General features: G+C 35.2%; 12 protein-coding genes and 1 pseudogene. 12 read left to right on the top strand and 1 reads right to left on the bottom strand.

What is annotated here, in order from left to right:
• Nucleotides 1-149: 149 nt before the first annotated feature.
• Both ACNOGP_RS13805 and ACNOGP_RS13810 read left to right on the top strand, forming a co-directional pair.
• The gene (locus ACNOGP_RS13805; protein WP_418213057.1) at nucleotides 150-1,067 is read left to right on the top strand and encodes a hypothetical protein; all 918 of its coding nucleotides are present in this window, start codon (nucleotides 150-152) and stop codon (nucleotides 1,065-1,067) included.
• Between the two features lie 135 nt (nucleotides 1,068-1,202).
• Nucleotides 1,203-1,343, top strand: a pseudogene (locus ACNOGP_RS13810) (DDE transposase); the annotation flags it as partial.
• An 8-nt stretch (nucleotides 1,344-1,351) separates the two neighbouring features.
• On the opposite strand, the gene ACNOGP_RS13815 reads toward ACNOGP_RS13810, so the two are convergent.
• Nucleotides 1,352-2,593: an ATP-binding protein gene (locus ACNOGP_RS13815; protein ID WP_418213058.1), complete on the bottom strand. Its 1,242-nt coding sequence runs from the start codon at nucleotides 2,591-2,593 to the stop codon at nucleotides 1,352-1,354.
• A gap of 392 nt (nucleotides 2,594-2,985) precedes the next feature.
• Between ACNOGP_RS13815 and ACNOGP_RS13820 the strand changes: the two genes are divergently transcribed.
• The 10 genes from ACNOGP_RS13820 (at nucleotide 2,986) to lepB (ending at nucleotide 13,788) form a co-directional block, all read left to right on the top strand.
• Nucleotides 2,986-3,873, top strand: coding sequence for an Rpn family recombination-promoting nuclease/putative transposase (locus ACNOGP_RS13820; protein ID WP_418213059.1), 888 nt, complete (start codon nucleotides 2,986-2,988; stop codon nucleotides 3,871-3,873).
• Nucleotides 3,874-4,119: 246 nt separating this feature from the next.
• On the top strand, nucleotides 4,120-5,115 hold the full coding sequence (locus ACNOGP_RS13825; RefSeq protein ID WP_418213060.1) for a hypothetical protein: 996 nt from the start codon (nucleotides 4,120-4,122) through the stop codon (nucleotides 5,113-5,115).
• Between the two features lie 149 nt (nucleotides 5,116-5,264).
• The gene (locus ACNOGP_RS13830) at nucleotides 5,265-5,498 is read left to right on the top strand and encodes an NVEALA domain-containing protein (RefSeq protein WP_007760951.1); all 234 of its coding nucleotides are present in this window, start codon (nucleotides 5,265-5,267) and stop codon (nucleotides 5,496-5,498) included.
• A gap of 70 nt (nucleotides 5,499-5,568) precedes the next feature.
• Nucleotides 5,569-6,543: a BF3164 family lipoprotein gene (locus ACNOGP_RS13835; protein WP_418213061.1), complete on the top strand. Its 975-nt coding sequence runs from the start codon at nucleotides 5,569-5,571 to the stop codon at nucleotides 6,541-6,543.
• Nucleotides 6,544-6,749: 206 nt separating this feature from the next.
• Nucleotides 6,750-7,004, top strand: a complete 255-nt coding sequence (locus ACNOGP_RS13840; protein ID WP_272719547.1) for an NVEALA domain-containing protein — start codon at nucleotides 6,750-6,752, stop codon at nucleotides 7,002-7,004.
• Nucleotides 7,005-7,082: 78 nt separating this feature from the next.
• Nucleotides 7,083-8,138: a BF3164 family lipoprotein gene (locus ACNOGP_RS13845; protein WP_418210523.1), complete on the top strand. Its 1,056-nt coding sequence runs from the start codon at nucleotides 7,083-7,085 to the stop codon at nucleotides 8,136-8,138.
• A gap of 13 nt (nucleotides 8,139-8,151) precedes the next feature.
• Complete coding sequence (locus ACNOGP_RS13850; RefSeq protein ID WP_418213062.1) at nucleotides 8,152-9,018, top strand: DUF1573 domain-containing protein; 867 nt, start codon at nucleotides 8,152-8,154, stop codon at nucleotides 9,016-9,018.
• Nucleotides 9,019-9,038: 20 nt separating this feature from the next.
• Nucleotides 9,039-11,045, top strand: a complete 2,007-nt coding sequence (locus tag ACNOGP_RS13855) for a transglutaminase domain-containing protein (RefSeq protein ID WP_418213063.1) — start codon at nucleotides 9,039-9,041, stop codon at nucleotides 11,043-11,045.
• Nucleotides 11,036-12,916: a glutaminase domain-containing protein gene (locus tag ACNOGP_RS13860; RefSeq protein WP_418213064.1), complete on the top strand. Its 1,881-nt coding sequence runs from the start codon at nucleotides 11,036-11,038 to the stop codon at nucleotides 12,914-12,916. The genes ACNOGP_RS13855 and ACNOGP_RS13860 overlap by 10 nt, the downstream gene beginning before the upstream one ends.
• The gene (gene lepB / locus ACNOGP_RS13865; RefSeq protein WP_418213065.1) at nucleotides 12,913-13,788 is read left to right on the top strand and encodes a signal peptidase I; all 876 of its coding nucleotides are present in this window, start codon (nucleotides 12,913-12,915) and stop codon (nucleotides 13,786-13,788) included. The genes ACNOGP_RS13860 and lepB overlap by 4 nt, the downstream gene beginning before the upstream one ends.
• Nucleotides 13,789-13,980 lie beyond the last annotated feature (192 nt).

A 13,980-nucleotide genomic window follows, 5' to 3' on the forward strand; every position in this document is an offset into this window, starting at 1 on the left:
GATTTCAATGTGATGTCATGCTTTTATTTATAAGCCATTATCTCTAAGTTTCGTTTTTCGGCATCGAAGGAAATGCTTATTTTTACGAGTTTTCTGCCGTCAATACTATGCGGTAGCATAATAAATATCTAATTTAAAACTTGTAAATTATGAATACAGAATTAAAGGAAAAAATAGAAGTATATAGTCGATATATTCATATATCCATTCCGTTTTATGCCGATGATTACATTTTCTCATCCAATGATTACGAGAAATATCCTTTGGTAACAGACGATGAACGCTGGGAAGTTACTATTGATTTAAAGAAACATATTCTACAGGAATGGAAAACAGAATTTGGTTCCTGCCACATTTTTTCAAAAGTGAGAGATGAGGGTAAATACACTTTACTTGATAAAGATAAAAAAGCACTTTGTCAATTAATCGGTTATGTTCCTAATGGAGTTATTCCTCCTAAAAATGGGTATAATGATTATATTGAGTTCAACATAGCAAAAGACGGTTCTGTATCAGGCTGGTATGATAGCTACGATTTTATAGATTTTATTGAACGAGGAAAGGTAGAACTTTCAGAAAGAATGATTTCAATAACAGGAGAACAACACATTTGGGATGTATTAAATAATGTATTTATCCCATTATCACTCAATATTTTTCATGAATTAAGAGGTATACTTAATTCGCATTTTGCATACCATAGTGAATACGTATATTTATCTGAAAGTCACAAACGGGATGAAGAACTATTTCCGATTGACATTGAAGAATCTATATCCCGATTGAAAGAAGATTCTAGAATACAAAAGCATATTACATACACTAAGTCACTTTGGCTCTCTTATGGAGCCTCTTCTCCGAAGCAAAGGGATTTTGGAACACTTAATTTTTTAATTGTATATCATATAGAATTTTGGACAGACTATTATTATCTCCCTATCCTGAATAGAAATATACCTTATGGAGTACTCCCGACAACACATGAAATCAATATCATCCTTCAAACACTAAAGGATACAACTGTTGAAATTATAAATATAAGAAAAAATGGCATTACTGAATTCTAATTGGGATATTCCTAAAATAATAAAATTAAAGGCAACTACTTCATTGCGAGTTAGTTGCCTTTTTTGTATCTTTAAGCATTCTCCCCCCAAAAACGGTTTGACGGCCAAAACGGGGGTAATTAACAATAAAAACACATGGTAAAGATACAAAAAATTTCAGAAATCGAACCGAGTTTAGGTTTTACCGAGTTCGATATGCTAAAAAAATATCGTCAAAGTTTTGCAACGAGTGAATTAGGTCGGCTCCATTCTCTGTTTCCTTTCTTGGCACTGGCCTAGCGTCACTATCTTAATAGCCATCTCCATATCGGAATTATATGTATTGTTTTGTTACCGATAGTTATTTCCTCGGTTTCGTCATCAGTCAGAATTATTCCTTCGGTGAGATTATAGGTATTGAGTGCGGCAATTAATCCATTTATTTCACGCTGCCTTGTCTTTTCATCTTTCATCGAACGGGTGACCTGGCAGGCAGATACAATATGTCCGTTTTCACGCATAATGAAGTCGCATTCTATTCCGTCATCGTGATAATAGATATCTTTTCCTTGGCGCTTTATTTCTATAAATACCAAATTCTCAAGTAATTGCCCGATGTTGTCGGTCGCATTGAATCCCACTTTGCCAATAATGGCATTATCTATGAAATACACTTTCTTTTGATTGCTCATCTGTTTTTTTACAGACCAGTCGAACTTCATTACCTGAAATAGCAGATAAGTATTTTCAAGATATTCCAGATAGTTTTTGACTGTTTCCGTATGTTTGATACCTATCGTTTTTGCTAACGAACTGTACGAGAAACGTTTCGTAGCATTGCTGGCTAAGTAATAAACCATTTCCAGCAATTCTCTTTCACCATTTAGTTTGTTTCGAGTGACAACGTCTTTATAAATAATATTCTCATAAAGAGTGGATAGGTAATTGTTGTTCCGGTCTTTTATATAACGGGGAAAACCGCCAGTTTTCAAGTATTCGTCGAAGTGTTTTTTTAGCATACTTTTTCCGGTAGTAGTATAAAAGTCCTTTTGTTGCGGATATGCTTCCTTCATTTTTAGAAATTCGGGAAATGAGAAAGGGTATAGTTCAATTTGGCAATAACGTCCGGTGAGATGTGTGCCTAATTCTCTACTTAGCATATTGGCATTAGAGCCTGTAACAAATACCTTACATCCACTGTCATGCAACCTTCTTACAAATCTTTCCCAACCGGGAATATTCTGTATTTCATCAAAATAAAATGTTTTTTGTTCTCCAAACAATTCGATGAAAGCTTCATATAAGGTTTGAAAATCATCGACTTTGAAGTTGATAAGCCGCTCATCATCAAAATTCATGTAAAAGTCTTGTTCTGACTGTTGCGAACGTATTTGCTGTAAAAGAACGGATTTTCCGCATCTTCTTATACCAGATATGACTAGCACTTCGGGATTGTTTACACAACTCGTGTCAATATCCCTTTCTATCATTTGGGATATGTCTTTTTCACGCTGGTCGAATATGATATGCTTTAATAATTCTTTCATGATAATTGGGCTTTTGATTACAAAGATATAAAACTTCTCATTATAAACGAATATAAAATGCTAAAATTTCTCATTATGAATGAGTGAAAAGTGATAATACTTCTCGTTGATACTGAATAATAGATAGTAACTTTCACTTTCAATACAATAATGATACGGTTAGAAATAACAAATTCAGCCTCTATCTGTGTAAGATACGCGTAAAACATTATCTTTGTTCATGTTTCAACTAATGCATTACTCTTTTGTAAGAGACCTGATGAATAAGGTTGGAGTGAATTTTGATAGTACAACACGGACTTTGGGAGAGTGGGTGATAGAATATTCTTAGACAGAAAGAAATAGAAGGATATATATTTGAAATCAAACATATTCTGCTTACCTTTGTTAGCATGAAACAAGATAACAAGAAAGGAGACGAACCTATGCCAAGTAATTATATTCGTTTCGATTGGGCGATGAAACGCTTATTGCGTAATAAAGCCAATTTTGCAGTTCTCGAGGGCTTTCTTACCACTCTTCTAAATGAAAAGATAGTCATCCAGAAGTTGTTGGAAAGTGAAAGCAATCAAGAGGACGAGTTTGACAAGTATAATCGGGTAGATATGCTTGCGGAGAACTCAAAAGGCGAACTTATTTTGATTGAAGTTCAAAATAATAATGAGTATGCGTATTTCCAACGTATGCTATTCGGTACTTCGAAATTGGTCACTGAATATATAAACCGCGGGGAAGGGTATGACAAAGTAAGGAAAGTGTATAGTGTCAATATTGTATATTTCTCTTTAGGGAGTGGAAAGGATATCGTATATCATGGAAAAACTGAATTCCGCGGAATCCATCAGGGAGATGTTTTGGAATTGACTCCTTTCCAGAAACAGACATTCAAAGTAGATAGTGTCAGTCAGCTTTATCCCGAATATTATATTCTGAAGGTCAATGATTTCAATCAAGTGGCCCGGAGTCCGTTGGAGGAATGGGTTTATTATATGAATACAGGTGATATACCTGATAGTGCAACAGCACCGGGATTGGATGAGGCTCGTCAACGCTTGAAACTGGATAGGATGACTAAAGAAGAATTAAATGCTTATTATCGTCATTTGGATAACATAGTGATTCTACGAGATAATATATATACCGAACGTGCAGAGGGGCGTGCAGAGGGACGTATGGAAGAAAAAAGAGAAATGGTACATAATATGAAATCTTTGAATATTCCACTTGATACTATTTCTCAAGTTACAGGACTATCCATTGAAGAAATAAAAAGCTTATAATAGGATTGCCACAAAATATCGTGAATTTAAAAAAAAGATAAAGACAACGCTTCCATTTATATTGGGAGCGTTTTTTGTTGGATGTAATTTATATAAACGTTAGTATGTAAGCATAGTAACCATAAAAGTAGTTATCGCTTGGTTTATTCGTTTGTTAGTTTAAATAATGTTATCTTTGCAGTCTATAAAATGTAAAAAGAAACATGATAAGAACTTTTTTATAACAATTTGTTATTTGTATAAATTATGGACTCAGACAAACGAATGGCTTTACTGTTTTTCATTTTAATGATAATTCTTGTTGTTACATTAGAACGAATGCTTTATACATCAGGAGAAGTTACACTTAGAGGAAAAACAGAAATAAGTTTATTGGAGGCAATAGAAGATGGATTCGATGCGCAATATAAGGCACTGGGATTATATGAGGCTACTAGTAAAATGGAACCGAATAGAAGCTTTGAACATTGTACAGTAATTAGTCCTAAAGGTAAAAGCGTAAAAGATATTGTAGTTGAAGAAAGTAAGGTCGTAGTTACTTCGGATATTGATACTAGAATACATCATACTGTTTTAGCAAAAGAGGGAATAGATGCCGATGCTTGTTTATCTTTATGGAGTAAAAAACTGTTTGAAGCGAATATTGTTTCGTGTCATGCATTGCAAATACATATTCACGCAGATAGTGCCTATGTACTTGCTTGTGGAGATTCTACGCTATTTTCACCCGAATATAAAAAGGTTAGTAGTATTTATGCTGGACTTTCCAATGAAATAGAAGTGGAACCTTTTATTCGATACTCTTGGTTTACAGTTCTTAAAAATGCCTCGATAACCATGCTTGTTATTGGAGAATTAATTCTCCTTGTTTTTTTATTTATTTGTTTTATTTATTATCTAAGAAAAAAAATGAAACAGAGCGTTCCTTCTGTAGAAGATATATCCCAATTAGTTGTAAGTGTGGCAAATCTGCGTTATGTTTACGATTTGCATGAATTTTATGTAAATGATCGAAAGATTCAGGTTCGTGTTCAATCTGCAACTTTACTTTTGTTGTTTCTGAAATCTTCATCATATACAGTGACTAAAGAAGAGATTATTTCATGCTTATGGAGAGCGGAAGATAGTGGTGTAGAGGATAGGTTACGTCGTGCAGTGAGTGATTTAAGAAAGTTATTTCGGGAAGAATCAGTAAACATATCTATTAAATCATCAGGAAATAGTTATTCTTTGATTGTTTAAAAAGCACCATTTCATCGATGAAAATTAGCAGTGAGGTCTATTGTGAGAATTTTCTCACAATAGACCTCACGATTTCTCATGCTAATAATTTGGCGTGTTCGCACCGGATGTCTACTTTTGGGTAAAAATTAATCAATTTATATTATAGTATGAAAAAGTATTTAAAGTTTGGAGTTTTTTCTTTTGTCGTATTGGTTTCTATTTTCTTTAGTAGAAAAGCTGAGTACAACAAATTGCAAAATGTTATTTTATTAAATAATGTGGAAGCTTTGGCTGCTGATGAAAGTCCTATGGTTACCTGTATTGGCTCCGGCTCAGTGGATTGTCCTATCAATCATAAAAAAGTAGAATATGTTTTCGAACCATTTATCTTGGATTGGTAAGCTTTTGCTACTAATATTAGTAGTTGGACTATTATTCTCGTGTTCACAGTCCCAAAGAACTTTTTGGGGGATGAAATATTCAGAGTTTCCGGAAGAGAGACATTTGTCAGCACAGGTAATAGAGCTTGATACAGCCTTGTTCCGTTATCCTTTTCGAATACGAATAGAAGGGGATAAGGTCATTGTGATGGATTTGCATGGTACTGATCATTACGGACATCTATTTCAATATCCGAGTTTTCAGTATCTGTCTTCTTTTGGACGGCGTGGAGATTCTCCTGTGGAAATGCTTTCAATGGAAAACTTTCGTTTTTATAATCATACAGTATGGACATTGGATGCAAACAAGAGCGAATTAACTAGGTTAGACTTTTCTTCATCCGGTGATTCACTGCTTCGTGAGGAAGCGGTAACATTGGATGAAGATATACTTCGACCACTTGATTTTGTTGTGTATGATGATACAACATTTGTTATTCCTGACTATTCAGGTGAGAGCCGCTTTTTAAAGGTTCACTGCCAAGGTAAACTTATAGAGAAGATAGGCGCTATACCTACAGCGAATGAGAAAGCTTTGCATGAAGCCCGTCCAGCATTAGCACAAGCATGGCGTAGTTTTTTAGATTATAATCCCCATAATGGCGTTTTAGCTGCTGTCACTCAACTGGGAGAGGTGGTTGAAGTTTATAATTTGAAAGACAGTACTCATGTTGTTCGTATCGGTGAGCACAACGAACCTGAATTCAAAGTTTCCGATGGGTATGGTATACCAACAGGCATTATGGGATTCAGTGATGTTCAAGTGACTGATAGTGCTATTTATGCGGTGTTTCATGGAACGTCCTTTAAAGAGATAGCAAGGCAAAGCGGCAGACTTCCTGATGGTGGAAAATACATTTATGTATTTAGTTTGAAAGGAGAGCCGTTATGTAAATATGTACTTGATCATTATGTATATGGCATTTGGGTAGATGAAGCCACTAAAACAATAATGGCGACAGATGTAAATAGTGACCAGCCAATACTAAAATTTAGCTTTGGTTGAATGAGATAATTAACTTGATTAAAGGAGCAGAATGATGAGTTTGTTCATCTTGCCGAATTTGCTTACATATCATCTGCTCCTAAACCTTTAAAAAAAGATTTCGATGCAAACATAAGAATAAAAAATTAATGTAGCAAACTATTGCCATTCTGTTGAAATGATATATACAGAATAAAAAGGAGAAAGTATAAACTAAAAAATACAAAATGAAAAAGAAAATGATGGGCATTATTGCCATTGTCGCAGTTGCCGCTGTTACGGGATACAATGTATATACTTCACAAAAAAATGTGAAGTTGTCGGATTTGGCTTTGGCTAATATAGAAGCATTGGCTAGTTCAGGTGAGGGCTCTCAGAGTGATTGTAATACTTATTGTATGACCAGCTATTTTGATACATGTATTATTCGATATACAAATAATACTTTTACTACTTGTTATGATAGTAGAATAAGGCGATAGCTAACAGATTCTTTAATAGGCTATATAGAGGCACTGTTAATCAGTCTTCTATGTAGCCTAAAAATATATAATAATACAATGAATATCCGTAAATCATATATAATACTGTTTTTGATAGTATTAGTTGCTTGTTCAGATAAGAATGGAAGTAACTATCAGGATGCAACAACTATTGAATATAAGGATTTTGCATCTACCCAAAAATTGGTAGGGAAAGTATTCTTATCAGATAAAGAAGTCTTAAAACCGATGCGTGTTTATGTCTGTGATACTATTTTAGTAACAATGAATCCAATGGAGAAAAAATTGTTTCATCTTTTTGATTTAAATTCTAAAAGAAAAATAGGTCAACGGATTTCTTTAGGACAAGGACCGAACGAAATGATTCGCCCTTCTATTATAAAATTTGATGAGAATCAAATCATAATATTTGATGTTGCCTCCTTTACGTTATTCACATATGATACAGCAGATTTTATTTCGAATGAAAATACACTTCCTGTAGAAAGAAGAACATTAGAATTACAGGCATATGGCGAAATTGGTATGCTTGCCGATTGTTTAATAGGATCAACTTATAATCCAAAGAATCAATTTGTAAAATTTAATAATGCAGGAAATAAGGTCGGTGAATTTGGCTATTATCCAGTAGTGACAGACTTGTCATATACCGATGATGAAAAATTGGAGGCTTTTAAATTTTCTTTTGTAACTAATATGAAAGATAGGATTGCTGTTTGTTATAAATGGACAGATTTAATTGATATTTATGATCAAAACGGGCAGCTGAGAAAAAGAATTCATGGGCCTGAACATTCGTATGCACGTTTCAAAGAATTCCATAATGGTGATGCTATTGCCGCTACCCCTGATAAAGAGAACAAAGATTCATACTTTTTTCCATATAATGTTGGAGATGATTTTTTTGTATTATTTAATGGTAAGCCTTGGAATCCGGATGCTAAGGAAATGGAATTACCGGATCGTATATTTGTTTTTGGATGGGATGGTTCTCCTCAAAAAATATACTCTTTAGATCAAGGAATCATAAATTTTGCTGTTGACAAACTCCATAAAAAGATTTATGGAATTAGTAGCTCTCCTGAATTTCATATAGTGGAATTTTCATTTTAATAATAGGATAGTAATGAAAAGTGTAAATTTTATACTATTGCTATTGTTGCTGATATCATGTTCAAATAGAAATGATAGTGATATAACTTCTTTTCTGAAAGAGTGGGAACAGAAAGAGATTCTGTTCCCTAAAAATATGTATTTTACAACAATGTTGGAAGATACTATATATTATAATCTTGACAGTGAATATAAGATATTGACATATGTTGATTCAATAGGATGCACTAGTTGTAAACTGCAATTACCTGCATGGGATATGTTGATTAAAGAAATGGATTCTTTATATGTTGGTAAGATGAATTTTATTTTTGTATTTTCTCCTCATAGAGTTAAAGATATTCGTCATGCTATATTAACTTCCAATTTTAACTATCCAGTATGTGTGGATGATCAGGATAGTATTATTAAACTTAATAATTTTCCTTCTGATTCAAGGCTTCATACATTTTTATTAGATAAGAATAATAAAGTTATTGCTATTGGCAATCCTGTATATAATCCTAAAATAAAGGAACTTTATTTGAAAATCATTTTGGGCAATAATTATCTTTTATCATGTGATAAAAGATTGGAGACTAGTGCTGGATTTGATAGACAATCTTTGAATATGGGTGAGTTCGATTGGAAACAGGAACAAATATCCGAAGTCTTATTAAATAATTTAGGGGAAGGGCTATTAGTTATAAATAATATATCTACTTCTTGTGGTTGTATTTCAGTAGAATATTCTAAAGAGCCAATTCGGCCTCATGAAAATATTGCTATAAAAGTAAAATATAAGGCGGATCATCTAGAGCATTTTAATAAAACTATTACAGTACATTGTAATACGGAAGATTCTCCACTTAAATTGAGAATTACAGGAAATGCAAAATGAATTATAGAAAATGAGATTTGATGAAGAAGCACTTAGGATATATTGAATTAATACTTATCGCATTATTCATTTCTGTGGTATCGCAGATCATTGCTAAAATAGTATATAAAGAAGAACCAACCTCTTATTTGGAAGTCGCTTTGCAATCTGCAGGAAATAGTCGAATAGAGTTGGAAAAGGTGCTTCGTTATTATAAAGAAAATTCATCTGATAGTTTAAAATATAAAGCAGTTTGTTTTTTGATAGAGAATATGCCTTTTTATGCATATTCTGATGGAGAACAACTGGAAAATTATAAATCTTACTATACTTGTTTGAAGAAGAGTCCAAAAACACCACAACAAGTAGCCGATTCAGTAAAGGAAGCATATGGCTCTATGAAAAAGCTTGATAAAAAGCGGGATATATTAGAGGTAGATTCTGCCTATTTATGCCATAACATTGACTGGGCATTTAAAGTTTGGCAGGAACAACCTTGGGGGAAGAATATCTCATTTGAAACGTTTTGTGAGTACTTATTACCTTATCGGATAGGTGATGAACCATTATCTTATTGGCGTGAAACGTACTATGAAAAATATAATTCGTTGCTTGATTCATTGCGTATGTCTGATTCTTTAGATATAGAAGATCCTGTAGTTGCCGCTAATTATCTAATAAGTAAATTGCCTGATAAAAACTATTATTATACTTCTGTAACGCCCTATCCATTTGGACATATAGGGCCTGAATATGTACAATATTTATCAGGAACATGCAGAGAAGTGACTGATTTTGGAGTGTATTTATTTAGAGCTTTGGGTATTCCTTGCGCCATTGACTTTGTTCCTGTACGTAGTTATGTAAATGCCGGGCATTTTTGGTTAACAACATGGAATAAATACGGAGAGGAGTATATGACTGACTTTCCGCAAAAGTTACGCCCTGTGCGTAAGAATTGGTGGTATCGGTGGAATGATAGTTCTAAAGTGTATAGGTATACTTTTAGTGTGAACAGAAAGTTGTATGAGCAAATGGCAAAATATGGGGAAGACATATATCCATTTTGGCGTTTGCCTAAATTTATGGACGTAACTTATGGATATGGATATAACTTTAAGAAAGAATTGGTTATTCCTCTAGAAAAGCTATATAAAACAAAACGGATCGGAAAGATAGCTTATCTATGTGTCAGTGACCGGGATCGTTGGACTCCTATTGATTGGACTGAATATGATGCTAGCCGTTTATCGTTTCAATATATACGCAATGGCTCGTTTATGAGAGTGGCTACTTATGAGAATGGGACATTATGCTTTTTGACCGATCCTTTTTATGTTGATAAACAGAGTAATGAAATTTGCTATTATTCCTCAGGAAAGGAGAAGGAAGATGTAATATTATACGCTAAGTGTGATATTGGGAGAGAAAATGCGTTCAGAAATCGAATGATAGGAGGTGTTTTTGAAGGGAGCAATCATCCTGATTTTTTTGAAAAAGACACCTTATTCATTATACAGGGCAGACCTAATCGTTTGAATACAACTGTAAAAAGTTGGTCTGATAAAGAATATCGTTATTTAAGATATTTTGGTCCGCCCAAAAGCGCATGTAATATTGCGGAAGTCGCTTTTTATGGGGAGAATGATACCGTAGCTTTATCTGGGGAAATTATAGGGACTCCCGGATGTTACCAACATGACGGAACGCATGAATATACTAATGTCTTTGATGGAAAAACATGGACTTCTTTTGATTATTTTAAACATACCGGTGGATGGGCGGGACTTGACTTGGGTAGAAAAGTCCGTGTAGACCGTATTGTCTATACTCCGCGCAACAGAGACAACTATGTCCGTCCTGATGATGTATATGAGTTGTTTTATTGTGACAAGGATTGGAAGTCTGCCGGAAAAATTAAGGCGACTGCCGATTCATTGGTATTTCAAGGTATTCCTGTAAATACGGTATTGCTTTTGAGAAATCATACACGTGGATTGGACGAGAGGATATTTATTTATGAAAACGGGGTACAGCTATGGAAATAAGAATGTATATCAGATTTGTTGCAACATGGAGAATGATTATAGCCTCAGGTATTATTTCTCTGATATATGCATGTGCTTGTTCGGATGAGAAGATTCCCCGCCTGTCCGCTATTGTTCCTACTGAACATACATTGTTGGCTGTTACCCCCAGTTTAAGTCTCCAATTAACGGGGGATACCTTAAATAAAAGTTACCCGCAGTTGAGAACCGGAAAGGAGTTTCCGATAACTGGTATTTTACGTGTAGACGGCATACCTTATCGTTTTATGGGAGGTGATTCTTTACGTATATCTCCTTTAGTACCTCTTTCGAAGGACACAGTCGGATGGACGGGAAAATATTCTTTCTTGTTCCCGGGAAAAGGATGGGAGCAGAGGGTATATGACGATTCTTGGTGGAGTGAAGGAAAAGGGGCTTTTGGCCCGGTAAAAGGGTATTATTATCCGGCTCATACCCTGTGGGGAGCGGAAAATATTTATGTCCGCAGGCATATCAAGGTCGGTAATAGAAATGTTTTGAAGAATCATAAAGTTTATGTCCGTTATGTATGCGACGATCGGATAAAACTTTTCTGTAATGGGAAACATCTGTTGGAAAGCGGATTTACACATCAAACGAAATGCCAGCGTTTGACTGATGAAGCAATTAATCAAATAGTGGATGGAGATAATATCTTGGCTGCATATTGCCGCAATACAGGTGGAGCTGCCTTATTGGATTTTGGCTTGTATATAGAAAATAAAACTTATGCTGATGCGGAACCTGCAACTTTGAAAAAAATGAATGCGCAAGCTACACAGACTCAATTTATTTTCCAGTGTGGAGAGGTGGAACTTCAGATTGATTTTGTCTCACCTTCCTTATCGGAAAAGTGGGATATGGCAGGGTGGCCTGTCGGTTTTCTTTCCTATCAGGTTCGTACGGAAAACGAAAAAGAGCATACGGTGGAAATTATGTTTGATGTAGATGCGGAATGGATGTTTGGTACGAGGAAAGTTGATAGTTGGGTTGAACATGATTGGCGTTTTGCGAAGTCCGACAGTTTGTATTTGGCTATGATAGCAGGGGAAACAACGTTTTCATGTGAAGATAATCATATCATCTTGTCTCAAAACTTGTGTGCGAGAAATGAGAATAAAGGTGTATTACTTATTGGACATGAAGAAGGTCGGACTTTCCAATATAGCGGTGAAAATTTGCGCCCACTTTGGAATAAGGATGGAACAAGAGAGGTGAAAGAATTAATGATGTCTGTAGGAAACAGATACCAGAAATTTAAAACCGAATGTGATGAATTGGATTATCGGTGGAATATCAAGGCATTTCAAGTAGGAAATGAAACCTTTGCCGGGTCCATGCTTTCTGCCTATCGTAACTTTATGTCTTCTCACAGGTTTGTGTCATCCTCAGACAATAAGCTTTTTTGTTTTGGTGATACTTTGGGTAATGTCAGAGAAGCTTATAAAAGTTTTCCGGCATTGTTGTTTTTTAATCGCACCGATTGGATGAAAGGGTTGTTGGAGCCCATATTTGCGTATTGTGAAGATATTCATTGGGCAAAGAGGTATCCACCTTACGATATAGGCTTGTATCCCATTGCTAGCAAACAGGTGAAACTAGAAGACTGCGCCATAGAAGCGGCAGCCAATATATTGATGATGACAACTGCTATTATTGAAGCGGAACAGGACTTTGGTTACGCTGATATGCATTGGGAACAATTGTGTTTATGGGCGGATTATTTGCAGGAAAGGATGAAGAAAATGACTTTTCCATCTGTAGGGTTATTGGAGCATGACGACGAACGTGTGAAATGTGTGTTAGGGCTGATGGCTTATCATAAATTGGTTCAATTAAAAGGAAACCTATGAGCAAAGTGAAAAAAATCTGGAATATATTGGAGAATTTGGCGTTCTTCATATTCTGTATGGTGGTAATTTTATTCTTGATGCAATTGTTCTGCTTTACTTCATTCAGGATACCTTCGGATTCTATGGAACCGACATTGAAGGATGGCGACCGGATATTGGTTAATAAGATGATAAAGGGGGCTCGCCTGTTTGATGTGTTTGCTGTATTGAATAATGAGGACGTTGTTATCCACCGGACACCTGGATTTGGGAATTTCAAAAGAAATGATATACTGGTTTTTAATTTTCCTTACCAAATGAACCGCTGGGATAGTATCCGAATGGATGTGATGCAGTATTACGTAAAGCGATGTATTGCTTTGCCAGGAGATACGTTAGAGATTCGGGGCGGATTTTATAAAATACGTGGATGTGACGAACAACTGGGAAATTACAGCGCTCAACACGATCTTGCGAACTTGGATCATCCGGAGCAGTATGGTATTGTGGTCGGTGCATTTCCGTATGATAAACAAATTGGATGGACTATCCGTGAGTTCGGACCTTTGCCGATTCCCAAGAAAGAACAGACGGTAATGATGAACCGTACAAACTGTCTTTTGTACAGGCAGTTGATAGGTTGGGAACAGAAGAAGAAACTACGTATAAAAGATGGACAGATATTGCTGGGAGACAGTGCGATTACCCAGTATCGCTTTAGAAAGAACTATTATTTTGTATCCGGTGATAATATGGCAAATTCACAGGATTCAAGATATTGGGGGATGTTGCCGGAAGAATATATTGTAGGTAAGGCTACCCGTATCTGGTATTCGGAAGATAAATTTACGGAGAAACCCCGCTGGGATAGAATAATGAAGAAAATAAAATGAAAAATGAGATATAAATTGATAAATACGGATTATGGCCTTCACCCTTCACAACTCTTTATTCATGGGGGATAGCGGGTGAAGGCATAATTGCAATATGTAATTTATAGGTAGAATTTAGCATAAAGGAGCGGTCGTTTACTTGTAAAGGACCGTATAATATAGAAAAAACATACGGTTGATTGATTCAAAAGA

The sequence above is a fragment of the Bacteroides difficilis genome (genome assembly GCF_048319815.1).
GTDB classification, from domain to species: Bacteria; Bacteroidota; Bacteroidia; order Bacteroidales; family Bacteroidaceae; genus Bacteroides; species Bacteroides zhangwenhongii.

Coding starts and splice junctions, on each gene's coding strand:
- ACNOGP_RS13850 (WP_418213062.1), top strand. CDS start 8,152: ATGAAAAGTGTAAATTTTATACTATTGCTATTGTTGCTGATATCATGT.
- lepB (WP_418213065.1), top strand. CDS start 12,913: ATGAGCAAAGTGAAAAAAATCTGGAATATATTGGAGAATTTGGCGTTC.
- ACNOGP_RS13855 (WP_418213063.1), top strand. CDS start 9,039: ATGAAGAAGCACTTAGGATATATTGAATTAATACTTATCGCATTATTC.
- ACNOGP_RS13835 (WP_418213061.1), top strand. CDS start 5,569: ATGAAATATTCAGAGTTTCCGGAAGAGAGACATTTGTCAGCACAGGTA.
- ACNOGP_RS13825 (WP_418213060.1), top strand. CDS start 4,120: ATGGACTCAGACAAACGAATGGCTTTACTGTTTTTCATTTTAATGATA.
- ACNOGP_RS13815 (WP_418213058.1), bottom strand. CDS start 2,593: ATGAAAGAATTATTAAAGCATATCATATTCGACCAGCGTGAAAAAGAC.
- ACNOGP_RS13830 (WP_007760951.1), top strand. CDS start 5,265: ATGAAAAAGTATTTAAAGTTTGGAGTTTTTTCTTTTGTCGTATTGGTT.
- ACNOGP_RS13860 (WP_418213064.1), top strand. CDS start 11,036: ATGGAAATAAGAATGTATATCAGATTTGTTGCAACATGGAGAATGATT.
- ACNOGP_RS13820 (WP_418213059.1), top strand. CDS start 2,986: ATGAAACAAGATAACAAGAAAGGAGACGAACCTATGCCAAGTAATTAT.
- ACNOGP_RS13805 (WP_418213057.1), top strand. CDS start 150: ATGAATACAGAATTAAAGGAAAAAATAGAAGTATATAGTCGATATATT.
- ACNOGP_RS13845 (WP_418210523.1), top strand. CDS start 7,083: ATGAATATCCGTAAATCATATATAATACTGTTTTTGATAGTATTAGTT.
- ACNOGP_RS13840 (WP_272719547.1), top strand. CDS start 6,750: ATGAAAAAGAAAATGATGGGCATTATTGCCATTGTCGCAGTTGCCGCT.